The organism is Lachnoclostridium sp. An131 (assembly GCF_002160825.1).
GTDB lineage: Bacteria > Bacillota > Clostridia > Lachnospirales > Lachnospiraceae > Laedolimicola.
In genome coordinates, this window is record NZ_NFLI01000012.1 from 1 (window position 1) to 15,448 (window position 15,448).

A 15,448-nucleotide genomic window follows, 5' to 3' on the forward strand; every position below is an offset into this window, starting at 1 on the left:
CTGGCAATCTCTTTCCCGTTTACTGTTATAAATAGGTTTTGTTCTTTGAACAATTCTCTTTAGAATTTTCAAGGATTCTTAGCACTGTTCAGTTATCAAGGTTCGCTGTGCATCTCTCAGACGCAACTTTGACATTCTATCATGTCTGTTCCTGTTTGTCAACAACTTTTTTAACTTTTTTTGAAGTTTTTGTTGTTTCCTTTTCAAGAACTCGTTGTCCCTTGAGACAGCTTAGTTAATTTACCACACTGGGAAACAAATGTCAACAGTTTTTTTCATTTTTTTATTTTTTTATTTTGCAGGAAATATTGAGAACCGCCTGGCTTTACTATCAATCTCAAAGACTGAGAAATTATGATATTATTATCATTTCAAAGGATATAACTTAATCTTATTGATTTTAGCTTTAAACTTATGCAAATCACTGCTTTTAAATCGTTTTCCATGTGCCGGGTAAATATACTCTGCGTTTTCGCTCAATAATACTTTCCATGAATTTTCAAACTCTTTTTTATTTTCTATCCATATCGTTATCCTGTGTAGACTTGGCACACCATTCATAGCGGCATCTCCACAGAATATCATGTTTTTCACCCTTAAAGAAATAGAGTCTGTCGTATGTCCTGGCGTAAATAATATTTTGCCAGACAACATCCTTTCTATTTCAGCAATATTATCTTTTGTTATACTAATCAGTCTATTTGCGTAGGTTTCATTTATTGCAGGAAAAAGATGTTTTCCTTTACCCACTATTTTCATAATGTAACAGAAGAGCAAAGCTAATCTGCTGCTGCACCCCCCATTGAAAGAATTTTGCCCTTTGGCTAAAACTGAAAATGCCTTATCGCTTATAATACAAGTAATATTTAAATGTTTATCCAATACTTCTTTCAAAAAGCCCGCGTGGTCATCATGAGCGTGTGTCAGAAAAATATATTTGACATCATCCCATGAAATTCCTTGTCGTTTCATAGATGAAGTACACTTCTGATAACTATTTTCATATCCAGTATCAATCATTACATACCCATCTTTAATTCGATAAAGATATGTATTCATAACTCTGTTCCCTACATTATATATTTTCATATATGTTCTCCTATGTTCTCCGGCAAATTCATACCTATCGCTTTTTACTTCCGTCCACGCTGTAGGTTTGGATTTTCCAGTAAATCCGACTTCTGTGCAATTCTTTTCCGCGCTCTCCCTCCCTGTCTGCCCGACAAATTGGAATTTGAATATCAGTAAATTATGACCTCTCAACAGAGGTTACAGTGTTTTAATAAAATCCTCCAAAAGCCTTGAAAATAAAGGATTTATCGCAATGTGTCTGCCTTATCTCTTTATACGGTTACACACAAGTTTACTCTTTCCCTCATTGCTCATAAGGGCAAATACAAGGGCAAGAAAATCTCATAACAAGATATAACAAAGTGTGGCAATCGGAGAACTGTGATGTATGTGCGAATATATTATAACGGAGGATTTTTCAATGGACAAGTACATTTACGATGATAAAAATGGTCTGTGGTATGAACTGCAAGGAGATTATTATATCCCATGTCTTATCTTACCAGCCGAAAAAGAACAGCCTATTGGTTTGTGGGGACAGCGGCACTTGCGGTATCTGAAAGAATACCGCCGAGCCACCTACATAACCTTGTTCACAAGCGGCAGACTGAACAATTACCTTGCTGACATCGACAGGCAGGCGCAGGAACGCATGGAAAGGCTCACAGAGCAGATGAAACGGGTGCAGGGTATTACGGAGCAGTTAAAGGCGGAAAACGCTTTGGAATGGACACAGAGAATGAATAACATACGGGCGTGTGCAAAGGAGATTGTGGAAAAAGAAATCATCTTTGCATAAGAAGACAGCGGTAGGATTTAGTTTTCCTACCGCTGTTTCACTTAAATCAAAAAAATATATTGACATTTTTCTATGTGTTGCATATAATAACACATAGACATTTATCTATAGGAGGTGATTGAGAGAGATGGATGAAAAAAGAATTGCGGCAATTTTCAAAGCGTTTTGTGATGAAAACCGCATTAGGATTATAAAACTGCTGCGTTCAGGTGAAAAATGTGCTTGCAAGTTGCTAGAAGAAATCAATGTCACGCAGCCTACGCTTTCCCACCATATGAAAATTCTTTGTGACGCTGAAATAGTTGTCGGGCGCAAAGAGGGAAAATGGACACACTATTCTATTTCAGAAAAAGGTGTGGAGCAGGCAAAAGAATGTTTGCGGCAGTTGACAACACTTGATGTTGAAAGCGAAAACAAGTCGTGCTGTGAAAAGTGAGGAAGTTTATTGATTGCTTTTCCGCACGGCTTATATTCGGGACGATAAATCGACATATTTCAATATAACTATATGAAAGGGGCTTTTTATGGAGACACTAAAAACAATTTGGGACTTTTTTCAAAATGAAGTCCTTGGTATGAACTGGCTGAATCGCCTCATTGAAACATTTTTGAACGCTTGCGGTTTAGATACCACGGGCAAAATAGGAGGAAGTGTTCAGTTTTTCATCTATGATACTGTAAAAATTATGGTACTGCTCGGCGTTTTGATTTTGATTATCTCGTATATTCAAAGTTATTTCCCGCCCGAAAGAGCTAAAAAGATACTCGGCAGATTTCACGGAATATGGGCGAATATCATCGCCGCTCTGCTCGGTACGGTAACACCGTTTTGCTCGTGTTCTTCCATTCCGTTGTTTATCGGGTTTACAAGCGCAGGTTTGCCGCTTGGCGTTACATTCTCCTTTTTGATTTCTTCGCCGATGGTTGACCTCGGAAGCCTTGTCTTACTGATGAGTATTTTCGGCTGGAAAGTTGCTGTTTTATATGTAATATTCGGTTTGGTAATCGCTGTGGCTGGCGGAACGCTAATTGAAAAGTTGCACCTCGATAATCAAGTGGAAGAATATATCCGAAACGGTCACTCGATTGATGTTCCGCAGGAGGAACTGCATTTCAAAGACCGTATGAAATTTGCGTGGGAACAGGTTGTTGAAACCGCTAAAAAGGTTGCTCCTTATGTTCTGATCGGCGTGGGCATTGGTGCTTTCATTCACAACTGGATTCCTGAAGAATTTATTGTCAAAGCACTTGGCGAAAATAATCCGTTTGGCGTAATTCTTGCTACGATAGTCGGTATTCCGATGTATGCGGATATTTTCGGTACAATTCCGATTGCAGAAGCCCTGCTTGCAAAAGGTGCTTTGCTCGGCGTTGTCCTTTCCTTTATGATGGGCGTTACTACGCTTTCGCTCCCTTCAATGATTATGCTTCGCAAGGCGGTCAAACCGAAACTGCTTGGTATTTTCATTGGAATATGTGCTGCTGGTATTATTATTGTAGGCTATCTTTTCAACGCAATACAATATTTAATTGTTTAATTTTAGGAGGTTATTATTATGGCATTATTTAACTTTGGAAAGAAAAAGGAAGAAGAAAAGAAAACACCTGCTTGCGCTTGTAGCTGCGGTTGTGCTGCCAGCGAAGCAGAAAGCATTACAAACGATTGCTGTCCTGATTTGAAAGAGGGAGAAATCTGCTGTATCAAAGTGTTGGCAGGTTGTAAATCCTGTCACGAACAATTTGAATACACAAAGCAGGCAGTAAAGGATATGGGACTTTCCGTAGAGGTCGAATACATTACCGATATGCAGAAAGTAATGGAATACGGTGTTATGAGTATGCCTGCCCTTGTTGTCAACGAAAAGGTTGTTGCTATGGGTAAGGTTTTGAAAGCTGCTGATGTGGTTGCTCTGCTGCACAAGCTGGGGTTTTAACGATGGATAAGAAAAAGGTAGCCTTTATTTGTGTGCATAACTCCTGCCGCAGTCAGATTGCAGAAGCACTTGGAAAACATTTGGCGGGAGATAAGTTTGATTTCTATTCTGCCGGAACAGAAACAAAATCACAAATCAATCAGGACGCTGTGCGGCTTATGAAACAGCTTTATGGGATAGATATGGAGCAAAGCCAGTATAGCAAGACGATTGATAAAATCCCTACGCCCGATATTGCGATTTCAATGGGGTGTGATGTCGGTTGTCCCTATATCGGTAGAGCGTTTGATGATAATTGGGGACTTCCCGATCCGACGGGCAAAAGTGATGAATGTTTTATACAGGTCATTGAGAGAATATCTCAAAAAATAAAAGACTTGAAATTAGAAAAGTAACATGAAAGCCACAGAATGGATATATTGCCCTATCTGCGGCAATAAAACTCGCACAATGATACGGGAAGATACAGAATTAAGAAACTTCCCTCTCTACTGTCCGAAGTGCAAAAAGGAAACAAGCATCAATGCTCAGGATATGAAAGTCACGCTTGCAGAACACAAATAAGATTTTTATGTATGCCGCCGCATGGGTGATACCATAGCGGCGGTTTTTCGTGCCTATCGGCTGTCTCTGTCAAAGGATTTCTTTCTCTGTCTCGGCTGGTTTCTCTGCTTACCCTCCGCCTGAAGCTGACGCAGGCGTTTCAGCACGCTCTCTCGTTCAGGCGGCTTTGCCTGCTCTTTTTTGGCGGGTTTCTGTTTTTCCCTGACCTGTTGCTCCCATGCGGCAAGGTCACGATTGAACTGCTCCACAACAGCCTCCGCCTTACGGTAGGTTGCCATGTACGCCTGCACATCGGGATAACCGTCCTCTTTCAGAACATCGGGCAGTTTATCCAGCTTTTCAGCGATTTCCTTTTCTGTCCGCTGTATCTGCTCTGTGAGCGCCTTGCGCTCCTTACCCTTGAAAATCCCTTTTGTATCGGCAAGCTGTTGTTTCAGCTTCGGAAGTACCGTATCCTGCAAATGCCGGATTTCTTTCGCCTTATCCTGCGCCTTTATCATCAGCTTTTGCATGGTACGGAACTCTGCCATATCTATTTCAAGGACAGGCTTCGGCGGCATATCGTGTTCACGGATTAAGTTTTGCAGGAAGTCCTTAGCCTTGTTTACGATACTGCGGAACAGACCCGGCAGCCAGCCCTTGCTTTTGATAGACTGGCTCGCCTTTTCGTGTATCTCTGTCTGCTTGACTTCTAAAATCTTTGCTTCGGAGATACCTGATAATAACGCCATATCCGCTGTCCTGTTCCATTCCTGCCTTGCGGCATTATCGGCTTTGATTTCGTCCTCTTTGGGATTATTTTTGCCGATTTTCTTGGCCGGAAGATAGACGCTGTTTTTATCAAATACCTTTAAGTGCTGCTCAGGATCGGAGATATGGCAGTTAATAAGTTCTGTATACACTTCCTTTATCTCTCGGAGAAAAGGCTCTCCCTTAAAGCGTGTATCTTTGGTAGTAAACAGATGGCTTTCGTATACCTCGCCTTTTTTGATGACGGTACAGCCTTTCCGTATCTGCCCGTCCTCCCCCGTGATTTCCTTTTTGGTGCGGACACGCTTTCCAGTCTCGTCAAAGAACACGCTGCGGGAAGCAACCTTTACATCAGGTTCGGGGAGCAACCTCCTCTCGCTGAAAATCAGATGGATATGATAATTTGTCTTGCGCTTGTTGTGGTGGAGGGCGGACACGCACTCCACACCGTACCGCCTGCGGAACTCCTCTGTAAAGTCCGTGAGTACCTGCTGCGGCTCGTATTGCGTATAGATTTCGGGCAAGGCGATAATCAGTTCCCTTGCTTCGATACATTTGCCCTCTGTGCCGCTGCGCTGAAACTCCTGCTGGCTTTCCCTTGCAAGGTTGCTCCAAAAGGTGCTGTCGGCGGTGCGGTAGGTGGCATAGAGATTTTCCTGCCTTGCATGGCTTGTAATATACGATATTCGCCCTTTGACATTGGGCAGTTTTGACATCTGGATAAAACTGTGTCTCGGCATACATCATCTCCGTTTTCTGTTGTCAAGGTGCGTCCTTTTTTTGCAACCGTTTACGGTTGTGGCTGTCGCTGCGGCAGCGGTGACAGCCCCGTATCATACGCCGCAGGCGGTTGATACGGAAGCCCCCTGCAAGGGCGAAATACCCGGAGTACAAATCGAAGATTTGTGCGAGGGGTGTATTTCGCTCTCAAACGCCGAGGGCTTAGGGTTACTTTCCGAAAAGAGAATGGATGGTCATTCCACTCTGCGGACATCATCGGGCTTCAGAAGATTTCTTCCCTGATTGACCGTCAGAAACCGTTCCAGCGTGTCCCTGCGGATAATGGTCTTGCGCCCCACTTTGAGGACGGGCAGCTTTCCCCATTCCACCAGCTTCCGCATGGTGTTCCTGCCGATACCCGTACATTCTGCGGCTTCCTCTATGGTAAGTCCCATTTTGACTGCGCTCATTCTATCAACCTCCTTTTAGAATACTCATTTTGCAACTACTGTTTTATCATTATACTTATTCTGCCATCTCTTGTCAACCTATTTTGCAACCATTCATAGTTTATTTACAACTTTCATTGAGATAAAGGTTGCAAAATAAGTATCGGCGTGTTATACTGATACCAGTCAGGAGGTGAACACCTTGAAAAAAGAAACCACATTCACCGCAAAACAGGTCGGTAGGAGGATTAAGGAACGCCGCACAGAGTTAAACATTACCATGCCGGAACTTGGCAGGCGTGTAGGCGTGAACAAATCCACCATTCAGCGGTATGAAGCGGACGGAGTTGATCCGAAGCGCACAATGGTTATCAACGGTCTTGCGGAAGCGTTGCTCACAACTCCCGAATGGCTGACAGGTCTTTCCGATGATAAGGAATATGACACCTATACTCTTTGCCAGCGGGATATTGAGGAACACATCAGGAAATATCTGGACACAGTTTCCTATACAGTAAAGGGCGAGCCGCACCAGCAGCTTCTCACGACATTTCTCGGCAAGATGGTTGACCTGTATACGGTTATGACCTGCTACTTTGCTGATGCTATGGAGGAAGTTGACCGTGTGGCGGAGGACAAAGGGCTGAAAGAGTCTCTTGGACGGTACGCCATAGAGTCCGGGGCAATCATGGAACAGGTATACCGCAAGAAGATGGAAGTACCGATTGAGGATATGAAACGGTTTTTAGACGGGATTTTACATATCCACGATGAGGGGCGCACAAGAATGTCGATGGGCGCACTTTTCGGGATAGTGGAGGAAGCCGAAGAAAGGCTTTCCGAAAAAGAAAATTCCGTGGCACCTTGACAAGTAAAGACGCCAGTTGACTTTCACTGGCGGAAGTGACACAATTACTTTACGCACACCATATGTCACAGTCCCGATTGCCACGGATAGAAAGGAGTTTTTTATCTATGGCAAAAGGTTCTGTAAGAAAGAAAGGCAAAAAGTGGTACGGACGCTTTTATATTGAAGATGAAAGCGGCAGAAAAGTGCAGAAAGAGTTTGCAGGCACAGAGAGCAAGGCGGAAACAGAAGCCATGCTCCGCAAAGCGATAGCGGACTATGAGGAAAAGCAGTTTGTCGGGAAAGCGGAAAACATCACGGTAGGCGATATGCTGGATATGTGGGTAGAGGAAGAACTGAAACCCGGCAACTTAAGCAACGGGACGGTCATGTCCTATCAGGGAACGGTCAACCGTATCAAGCAATATCCCATTGGCAAACGCAAGCTGAAAACCGTGACCGCCGACCATTTGCAGGCGTTCATTGATTTTCTGAGCTACGGTGGGACAAACCCGGACGGGACAACTTCAAAGCCCATGAGCAAAGGATATATGCTCCTGTTCTCGGCGGTGTTGCAAAATTCCTTCCGCTTTGCGGTTTTCCCGAAAAAACTGATTACCTTTAACCCTATGCAGTATGTGAAGCTGAGGGGCAGGAAGCAGGAAACGGATATTTTCTCGGACAGTGAGGAAGATACTTCCAGTATTCCTACTATCACCCATGAACAGTTCCAAAAGCTGGAGGAATTTCTCAAGGCAAAAGATAATCCCGCCTTGCTGCCTGTGCAGATAGCGTACTACACGGGGCTTCGTATCGGGGAAGTATGCGGCTTGACTTGGCAGGATATTAACCTTGAGGAACAATATCTCACGGTACGCCGAAGCATGCGCTATAACGGAACAAGGCACACAACCGAAGTGGGAACGACAAAACGGAGCAAAGTCCGCACCGTTGATTTCTGCGACACGCTGGCGGCAATCCTGCGGGCGGCGAGAACAGAACAGCGCAAAAACCGTTTCCGCTACGGGGAGTTTTATCACCTGAACTACTACAAAGAAGTAAAGGAAAAAGGGCGCACCTATTATGAGGTTTACAGCCTGCAAAGGACAGAGGAAGTCCCGGAGGATTACAAGGAAATCTCCTTTGTCTGCCTGAGAGCAGACGGGGCGTATGAAGCGCCGAGTACGGTAGGGATTATGTGCAGGGCGGCAAAGAAGAAAGTGAAAGGGCTTGAAGATTTCCATTTCCACACGCTCCGTCACACCTACACAAGCAATCTGCTTTCCGGCGGCGCAAAGCCGAAAGATGTGCAGGAACTTCTCGGACACTCCGATGTCAGTACCACAATGAACATCTACGCTCACTCTACAAGGGAAGCGAAGCGCACTTCCGCAAGGCTGCTGGATAAGGTGGTCGGCGGGGAATAAAAAGTTGCCCTTGTTTCGGCTCGTAAGGGCAAAAACAAGGGCAAACAGATAAGGTTTGAATGAAAAACAGGCGTGAAGCCTTGAAAAATCAATGGTTTTTGAGGATTAGATAGTTAAATGGGAATTTGCCCAATAAGCAGAGATTATCTTACATATATTTCTTTTCGATTAAATCCAACACTTCTTTAAATTCCGTTTCAGTTAATAATTTGACCCAGCGCCCATAATGTATTTCTTCAAATCCGGCTTCGTACGTTTTCTCTGAATTCGGGCTATCTAATAAAAAGAGTGCTGGCACACTCTCTCCCATTATTCGCTCATATCCTGTTTCGCAAAGTACACCCTTATATACAATTTTCAAACCATCCCGTCCTTTCACCAATTCTTCTTTGTCTCTTTGTATTTATCATACTACCACAATTCCGAGAGCGTGGAAACGGCCTGTTTTCAGGCCGATTTCCTACCTTTCGGATATACGGGGCGGCGGGCGGTCATTTAGGTGTAGACTTAAAGTAATTCATCGATGGACAGCACCTTGAAAACTGAATATGGAGGACACCGGGTGTACAGCGTCTTCCCTTCCTTGATCGTCTCCAGCACCTGGATATCCCGGATCTGCATTTTATCCGTCTTCAGCGGATTGCGGTCCAGAATTACCATATCAGCCAGCTTGCCCGCCTCCAGCGTGCCTTTCCGCTCCTCTTCATGATAAGCATAGGCGCCGTGGATAGTTACGCCTTTGAGGGCCTCATAGACGCCGATGCACTGTTCCTGTCCGATGGGCTTCCCGCTTCTCGTAACGCGGTTTACCGCGCACCATACCGTGTGCAGCATATCCGGCTCCACCACCGGAGTATCCTGATGGAAGTTGTAAATCAGCCCCCGTTCCATGGCAGCCCGGGCCGGACTGATATGCGCGCCCCGCACAGAGCCCAGATTTTTCAGATGCACGTCTCCCCAGTACCAGGTATGCGCCACGAATATGGACGGAATCATGCCGAGCTCTTTCATTTCATCCAGCTGGTCGTCTCCCACGGTCTGGCAGTGAATCATGACAGGCCGCAGGGCCCGGATTTTCTCCGGATTTTCAGGGGTCTTTGCGGCAGCTTTTTCAAAGGCTGCCAGATACTGGCCGGAGGCCGCGTCTCCATTGCAGTGGGCCAGGAGCTGATACCCTTTCTCCACAGCCGTCTCCACCCAGCGGTCTGTCTCCTCCTGCGTGTGGGCCGGGTAGCCGCAATAAGTCTCTTCCCCCTCATAAGGCTTCCGAAGCCATGCGGAGCGTCCCTGGGGCGAGCCGTCAAGAATAATCTTCGCTCCTCCGATTTTCAGCCTGTTATGGTACTTTTGATAATATTCCGGATAATCTTCAGCTGTCTTTTCCAGATCGTCCGCCAGCACATAAGACACCACATCCAAATGGAACACCTGCCCTTTTGCGCACTCTGCCAGCTTCTGAAAACCGGAGGCATTGGTGGAGCCATCCTGCACTGTGGTGATTCCGTATTTCAGGTAGATCTGCTGCGCCTTTTCCAACTGCCGCGCGAAATCCGCCTTCACTCTGGAGAACACCGGAATCAGAACCTTCACCATAGCCGGGACTTCCTCAATGTAGCCATTCGGCGTCCCATCTTCCTCCCGGCCGAATTTTCCGCCCTCCGGGTCCGGCGTATCCGCCGTAATCCCGCACTCCCGCAGAAGCACGCTGTTCGCCACACACATATGGCCGGAAGTATGCAGGATGCAGACAGGAATGGTGTCGGACACCCTGTCCAGGACCTCTTTCGTAGGATGCTGCTGCTCGTCCAGAAAATTATGGTCATATCCGTAGCCCACCAGGACCTCTCCTTCTGCCAGCCGCTTTTCTTTCAGCCAGTCAGAAAGCGTCACCGCCAGGTCCTTAAAGCTGGTGCATTTCCCCAGATTCGCAAAATCCGTATACTGGGCCAGCATGGCAATATGACTGTGGGGATCGATAAAGGATGGCATCAGCGTCTTTCCTTCCAGATCGATCTCTTCCGCGCCCGGCAGACACTGCCGCCGTGCCTCCGCAAGCTCTCCCACATAGCTGATTTTTCCGTCTGTGACCAGAACCGCCTCCGGCGCGTCTGTCTCTTCCCGCATGGTGACGATGTCTCCGCCATAATATAATTTCTGCATGAAACCCGTTCTCCTTTCCCGTCATTCTGTCTGCGCTGTCCAAAAAGGCTGACGCAGGATCATCATCTTATGTATCAGTATACACAAATTTGGTCCAAAGACACAGTCTCTGGACCAAATTTTTAGAAAGCCGCAGTCTGCGGCTGAACCGGATTTATTTCAGCTCGGGCCAGTATTCCTTATTGGCCTCAATCATATCATCCAGGATCTCCTTTGCCACTTTCATGCTCGGCACTGTCTTGTTCAGGGTAAACGCCTGCAGCACCTTTTCATAGGAGCCTTCGATGCAACCCTCTACCAGCAGTTTCTCGCTGTTCAACTGCTGCATCATCAGACCCTGCTGGAACAGCGGGATCTCATTCTGAGCGATGACCTCCGGTCCCTTCTTGCCGATGTAAGCCGGTACTTCCACCATGGCATCATAGGGCATGTTCGGAATGGCTCCCCGATTCTCGGTAATAACCAGGAAGCGGGCCTTGGTGTCGTTCTTCAGGGCGATAGCCAGGTCAGCGATCCAGTCGCCATGGCTTCCCGCGTAGAATACGCTCTCATCTATCTCTCCTGTAGCCAGATAACGGTCAATACCGTCAAAGAGATTTTTCTCTCTGGTCTCCATAACCTCGTTGGCGCGGGTATGGGTCGGATCGGAATGCTCTACGAACTCCTTCTGCTGCAAATAATAGTTCAGATAGGTATTCGGCAGGGTCTCCGGGAAATTCTGCATGATCTCATAAACGCCCTTCCATACATAATACCAGCTTCCCTTTGTGTGGCGGTTTCCACCGCTGCTACCGCTGCTGGTCAGAGCCTGCTTATCCTTTAAGTAAGCCGCCGGAAGCAGAATCTCCTGCTCCATAATGTAGTCGCGCAGCTTCGGCATCACATCCTCGCCCTTGTACTCGATGGAGGTAAACCAGCCAAAATGATTCAATCCGTAATAATCATATACCAAATCCTTTTTATTTACCTCAAGCGCCGCAGCTACCACATCAATGATGGCAATAGGCATGTCACAGATGTTGATAATACGGGCGTTCGGACGCAGCTTTCTGCACGCCTCGGATACGATGGATGCCGGATTGGAGTAGTTCAGAATCCAGTAGGTGGGTTTCGCGTATTTCTCCACATCATCAATCACTTTGATCATGGGGAAGATGGTACGCATGCCGTATGCCATTCCGCCGCAGCCGCAGGTCTCCTGTCCCACGCAGCCATGCTTCAGAGGGATCTTCTCATCCTGCTCTCTCATAGCGTATTTTCCCACACGCATCTGAGCAAAGATGAAGTCCGCGTCCGTATAGGCTTCTTTCTCATCATAGGTTACGGTAAGCTTGATCCCGCTCTTCAGATCCTCTTCCAGAATCCATTTTACCAGCACGCCCAGCTTGTCCTGACGCTCTCTGTCGATGTCAAAGAGACGGATCTCGTCTACTTCCAGCTCGTCCTTGCGGAGCGCGATTGATTTTACAATTCCGGGCGTAAAAGTACTTCCGCCGCCAACTATGGTAATAATCATATTTCTTCCTCCTGACTTATATGTAAGTTAAATTGTTTTCAGGTAATCTTCCACCGCGTTCCGCAGCTCGGCCACCTGCAGGCCGATGATAATCTGGATATCGTCACCCTTCTTTACAATACCGCTGTTGGGCACCTTGTTAATCAGCTCATCCTTTAAGAGAGAGGGGTCCTTCACATTTACTCTCAGGCGGGTAAAGCAGTTCTCTGTGCTGTTGATATTCTCCTTGCCGCCAAGTCCTTCTACCAGACTTGCCACATTGGCTGTAAGAGCGCTTGCCTTGGAGCTCTTACCGGTTTCCGCAGCTGTGGGAGCGATTCCTTCCGCTTCCGCAAGGGCCGCGTCCACATCCTCGCGTCCCGGAGTCTTCAGGTTGAACTTCTTAATAAGGAAAGTGAACAGTACAAAATAAACAACAATCTGAATCACAGCAAGCACATACATCATGGGCCAGTTTGTCTTCTCCGTACCTGCGGCCAGGTTGGTCAGGAAGGAAGTGATAATATTTCCTCCGCAGAACGCAGTTACGTTAAAGATCTTCAGCAGCGCGATAAACAGGCCGGCAATCGCCGCATGCAGTACAAACAGCACCGGAGCCGCAAAGATAAACATGAAATCGATAGGCTCCGTAATACCCGCGATACAGGAAGTAATTACCAGCGGAATCAGGGTCGCGCGGACACGCTTCTTGTTTTCCGGACGGGCTGTGTGAATAAACGCCGCCACAATACCGATATATCCAAACATCTTGGTGAAGCCGATTGCCATATAATAAATGCTGTCGGACATCTGCGTCACATTCGGCATGTTCAGCTCTGTCATGGCGATGGCATAAGCTCCCGCCACAGTGGTATCGCCGAGCTGAAGGACTCCGCCCAGGTCAGAGAACTGGAACGGTGTGTAAACCAGGTGGTGAAGACCCGTCGGAATCAGCAGTCTCTCCAGGAAACCATACAGGAAGAGGCCGAAGGCTCCGCTGCCGCTGATAACATTTGCCAGCGCAGAGATTCCGGACTGAACTACCGGCCATACCAGATTGCTCAGAGCGCCGAATACCATGGACACGAAAATCATAATCAGGAAAGAGAAGCGCACGCCGGAAAACATCTGCATGGCGCCGTTGAATCTCTTATTATAGGTGCGGTTAAATACATACGCCGTCAGACAGCCCAGGATAATGCCGCCAAACACGCTCATATCCACGCACTGGATACCCAGGATTTCAGTCTGGCCCGTTCCCACAAGGCCGAGCATCTCATTGGGCTCTGCCAGCTGTCCCATGGTGCTCAGGAGCACGTTGGAAGTGGTCAGATACATCAGATAGGACATCAGTCCGATAATGCCCGCGTGATGCTTGTCTTTCTTCGCCATAGCCGCCGGAATACCGATGACAAACAGCACGGCCAGGTTGTTGACAATAACATAGATAGTCTGATACATCAGATTTCCAAGAATCTGAATCGGAGCCCATTTCAGGAACGGCAGAGCTCCCGAAATAGCTGAATTGGTGAGCAGCGCGCCGATTGCCAGGATCAGGCCGCCCACAGAAAGATACATCAGTGGCTGCAGCATGGCTTTGGAAAAGTTCTCCAAAGCTCCCATAATCTTTTTCTTCATAACAGTATTTCTCCTTTGAAACTTTTTTAACTCTTTAAAAGCTGTTTAAAAGCCATAAACAGCTAATAAAATATCTTGCTCAGATGCACCAGCAGGTACACCTCTTCCTGGGCGTTCAGGGTATAGTCAAAATTATCCCGGATATACTCCTTTAGCCTCTCCATACACTTTCTGTTCTGCTTATGCTTTTTCAGAAGCATCTCATGAAGCCCTTCCATATCGTCGTCGGTCCACTGCACCTGCTGAAAAATGCGCTGTGCCAGAAATTTCAGATGAGTGGTCAGACGCACTGTGTCAATCTGGTCCGGGTCCAGCTCTACTCCGTAGGTATCACGGATAATATCCATGCATCCTTTGGTAAGCTTCAGAGTATTATAGGTCATCTCGCGGTTCATGGACGCGCTCGCGAGCTGCAGCGCAATATAGCCCGCCTCATAATCCGGCAGCCGCACACCGCAGCGGAGCTCGATCTGATCCAGGGCCCATCTTCCCGCTTCAAATTCCCTGGGATAGAGAAGCCGGGTCTCCGCCAGCATCAGATAAGGCAGGTCAATTCCCTGCTCATATCGTTCGATGGCAAAGCAGATGTGGTCAATCAGCGACACCAGCAGCTGATCCTTCAGCTCCAGCCCTTTCCCCCGCGCATATTTCAGAATATCTTCCGCCGCGCGGATCGCATCCGGTCCCGCATCCTTCATGAGCTGCAGAAACTTTGTCTGAAACTCACTCTGTATGTAATAGGTTTTTTCTATCTTCCGCTCATCGATGGTATCTCCGGGCTTTTTGGCAAAGCCTACTCCGGAGCCAACCAGAATGACCTCACGCCCGTCCGGCTGTACCGCCGACACAGCATTATTGTTATATACCTTTACGGCTTCCATCTCACTTAAAGTCCCCACTCGCTCAAAGATTTTACCGGCTGCATTCAATTACGGTATCAACATTCTTTTTCACCTGCTGTCCGCCAGCCAGCGTTTTAAACTGATACTGTCCGGGATTCAGAAGAATCAGCATGGTAGTCATATCGATTCCCTTCTTCTCCATAACCGCGGCGTCAAAACGAATCAGAGGCTCTCCCTTCTTCACCTGGTCTCCCTGGGAAACCAGAGCCTCAAAGCCCTCTCCCTTCAGAGCAACCGTATCAATGCCGATATGCACCATCAGCTCAAGTCCATCGTCCCTTGTCATGCCAAACGCATGAAGCGTCTCCGCCAGCATGGACACCGTTCCGTCACAGGGAGCCGCAATCACACAGTCCTCCGGAACAATGGCAATTCCATCTCCCAGCGCCTTTCCGGAAAATACCGGATCGTTAACCTCCTCCAGGGGAATACAGCGTCCGTCCGTCATAGCTGTAAGCTCCAGACCTGTTTTTTCCAAATCAGGTTTTTTCTTAAAAAACTGAAACATTCTCATCCTCCCTTTTGCCTGCGCGCCTCCCTGTCCCTGGCAGTCCGGCCGAAACTGCCGCACAAAAAAGGCATGAATCCTCCTCCGTAGAGAAGAGAACTCATGCCTGATTTAACAGTAACACGCATCTCAAATTTTGTTATCATTATAGTAATTGCAGCAGTAAATGTCAAGTGAATTTTGT

The 15,448-nt window shown here is 47.1% G+C and carries 17 protein-coding genes; 8 read left to right on the forward strand and 9 right to left on the reverse strand.

Features of this window, described 5'->3' with window-relative positions:
• Positions 1 to 366 precede the first annotated feature (366 nt).
• A complete protein-coding gene (locus B5E77_RS10660) occupies positions 367 to 1,089 on the reverse strand; it encodes an MBL fold metallo-hydrolase (protein ID WP_242963699.1) in 723 nt (240 codons plus the stop codon).
• A gap of 403 nt (positions 1,090 to 1,492) precedes the next feature.
• Between B5E77_RS10660 and B5E77_RS10665 the strand changes: the two genes are divergently transcribed.
• From B5E77_RS10665 to B5E77_RS10690, 6 genes are all read left to right on the forward strand, one after another.
• Positions 1,493 to 1,870 (forward strand): TnpV protein, encoded by a 378-nt coding sequence (locus tag B5E77_RS10665; RefSeq protein WP_002586617.1) that lies wholly within the window; start codon positions 1,493 to 1,495, stop codon positions 1,868 to 1,870.
• Positions 1,871 to 1,997: 127 nt separating this feature from the next.
• Positions 1,998 to 2,306 (forward strand): ArsR/SmtB family transcription factor, encoded by a 309-nt coding sequence (locus tag B5E77_RS10670; RefSeq protein ID WP_002586618.1) that lies wholly within the window; start codon positions 1,998 to 2,000, stop codon positions 2,304 to 2,306.
• An 88-nt stretch (positions 2,307 to 2,394) separates the two neighbouring features.
• Positions 2,395 to 3,408 carry a permease gene (locus B5E77_RS10675; protein WP_072851497.1) on the forward strand — a complete coding sequence of 338 codons (1,014 nt, stop codon included), beginning with the start codon at positions 2,395 to 2,397 and terminating at the stop codon, positions 3,406 to 3,408.
• An 18-nt stretch (positions 3,409 to 3,426) separates the two neighbouring features.
• The gene (locus B5E77_RS10680) at positions 3,427 to 3,804 is read left to right on the forward strand and encodes a thioredoxin family protein (protein ID WP_002586620.1); all 378 of its coding nucleotides are present in this window, start codon (positions 3,427 to 3,429) and stop codon (positions 3,802 to 3,804) included.
• 2 nt (positions 3,805 to 3,806) lie between these two features.
• On the forward strand, positions 3,807 to 4,199 hold the full coding sequence (locus B5E77_RS10685) for an arsenate reductase ArsC (RefSeq protein ID WP_002586621.1): 393 nt from the start codon (positions 3,807 to 3,809) through the stop codon (positions 4,197 to 4,199).
• Position 4,200: 1 nt separating this feature from the next.
• The gene (locus B5E77_RS10690; protein ID WP_074141147.1) at positions 4,201 to 4,368 is read left to right on the forward strand and encodes a cysteine-rich KTR domain-containing protein; all 168 of its coding nucleotides are present in this window, start codon (positions 4,201 to 4,203) and stop codon (positions 4,366 to 4,368) included.
• A gap of 53 nt (positions 4,369 to 4,421) precedes the next feature.
• Here B5E77_RS10690 and B5E77_RS10695 read toward each other — a convergent pair whose 3' ends face one another.
• Positions 4,422 to 5,858, reverse strand: a complete 1,437-nt coding sequence (locus B5E77_RS10695; RefSeq protein ID WP_002586622.1) for a MobA/MobL family protein — start codon at positions 5,856 to 5,858, stop codon at positions 4,422 to 4,424.
• A 234-nt stretch (positions 5,859 to 6,092) separates the two neighbouring features.
• The gene (locus B5E77_RS10700; protein ID WP_002586623.1) at positions 6,093 to 6,308 is read right to left on the reverse strand and encodes a helix-turn-helix domain-containing protein; all 216 of its coding nucleotides are present in this window, start codon (positions 6,306 to 6,308) and stop codon (positions 6,093 to 6,095) included.
• 181 nt (positions 6,309 to 6,489) lie between these two features.
• Here B5E77_RS10700 and B5E77_RS10705 point away from each other — a divergent pair, with 181 nt between their 5' ends.
• Together B5E77_RS10705 and B5E77_RS10710 are read left to right on the forward strand one after the other, a co-directional pair.
• Positions 6,490 to 7,155, forward strand: a complete 666-nt coding sequence (locus B5E77_RS10705; RefSeq protein WP_002586624.1) for a helix-turn-helix domain-containing protein — start codon at positions 6,490 to 6,492, stop codon at positions 7,153 to 7,155.
• A gap of 107 nt (positions 7,156 to 7,262) precedes the next feature.
• Positions 7,263 to 8,561: a tyrosine-type recombinase/integrase gene (locus B5E77_RS10710; protein ID WP_002586625.1), complete on the forward strand. Its 1,299-nt coding sequence runs from the start codon at positions 7,263 to 7,265 to the stop codon at positions 8,559 to 8,561.
• Positions 8,562 to 8,709: 148 nt separating this feature from the next.
• Here the strand turns inward: B5E77_RS10710 and B5E77_RS10715 are convergent, their stop codons facing one another.
• From B5E77_RS10715 to B5E77_RS10740, 6 genes are all read right to left on the reverse strand, one after another.
• Positions 8,710 to 8,922 carry a hypothetical protein gene (locus B5E77_RS10715; protein WP_143468620.1) on the reverse strand — a complete coding sequence of 71 codons (213 nt, stop codon included), beginning with the start codon at positions 8,920 to 8,922 and terminating at the stop codon, positions 8,710 to 8,712.
• 146 nt (positions 8,923 to 9,068) lie between these two features.
• Positions 9,069 to 10,721, reverse strand: coding sequence for an amidohydrolase (locus B5E77_RS10720; RefSeq protein WP_087165375.1), 1,653 nt, complete (start codon positions 10,719 to 10,721; stop codon positions 9,069 to 9,071).
• A 154-nt stretch (positions 10,722 to 10,875) separates the two neighbouring features.
• Positions 10,876 to 12,237, reverse strand: a complete 1,362-nt coding sequence (locus tag B5E77_RS10725) for a 6-phospho-alpha-glucosidase (RefSeq protein WP_087165376.1) — start codon at positions 12,235 to 12,237, stop codon at positions 10,876 to 10,878.
• Between the two features lie 27 nt (positions 12,238 to 12,264).
• On the reverse strand, positions 12,265 to 13,854 hold the full coding sequence (locus B5E77_RS10730; RefSeq protein WP_087165377.1) for a PTS transporter subunit EIIC: 1,590 nt from the start codon (positions 13,852 to 13,854) through the stop codon (positions 12,265 to 12,267).
• A gap of 62 nt (positions 13,855 to 13,916) precedes the next feature.
• Positions 13,917 to 14,735, reverse strand: a complete 819-nt coding sequence (locus B5E77_RS10735) for a PRD domain-containing protein (RefSeq protein ID WP_087165378.1) — start codon at positions 14,733 to 14,735, stop codon at positions 13,917 to 13,919.
• A 31-nt stretch (positions 14,736 to 14,766) separates the two neighbouring features.
• Complete coding sequence (locus B5E77_RS10740; RefSeq protein WP_162609685.1) at positions 14,767 to 15,264, reverse strand: PTS sugar transporter subunit IIA; 498 nt, start codon at positions 15,262 to 15,264, stop codon at positions 14,767 to 14,769.
• Positions 15,265 to 15,448 lie beyond the last annotated feature (184 nt).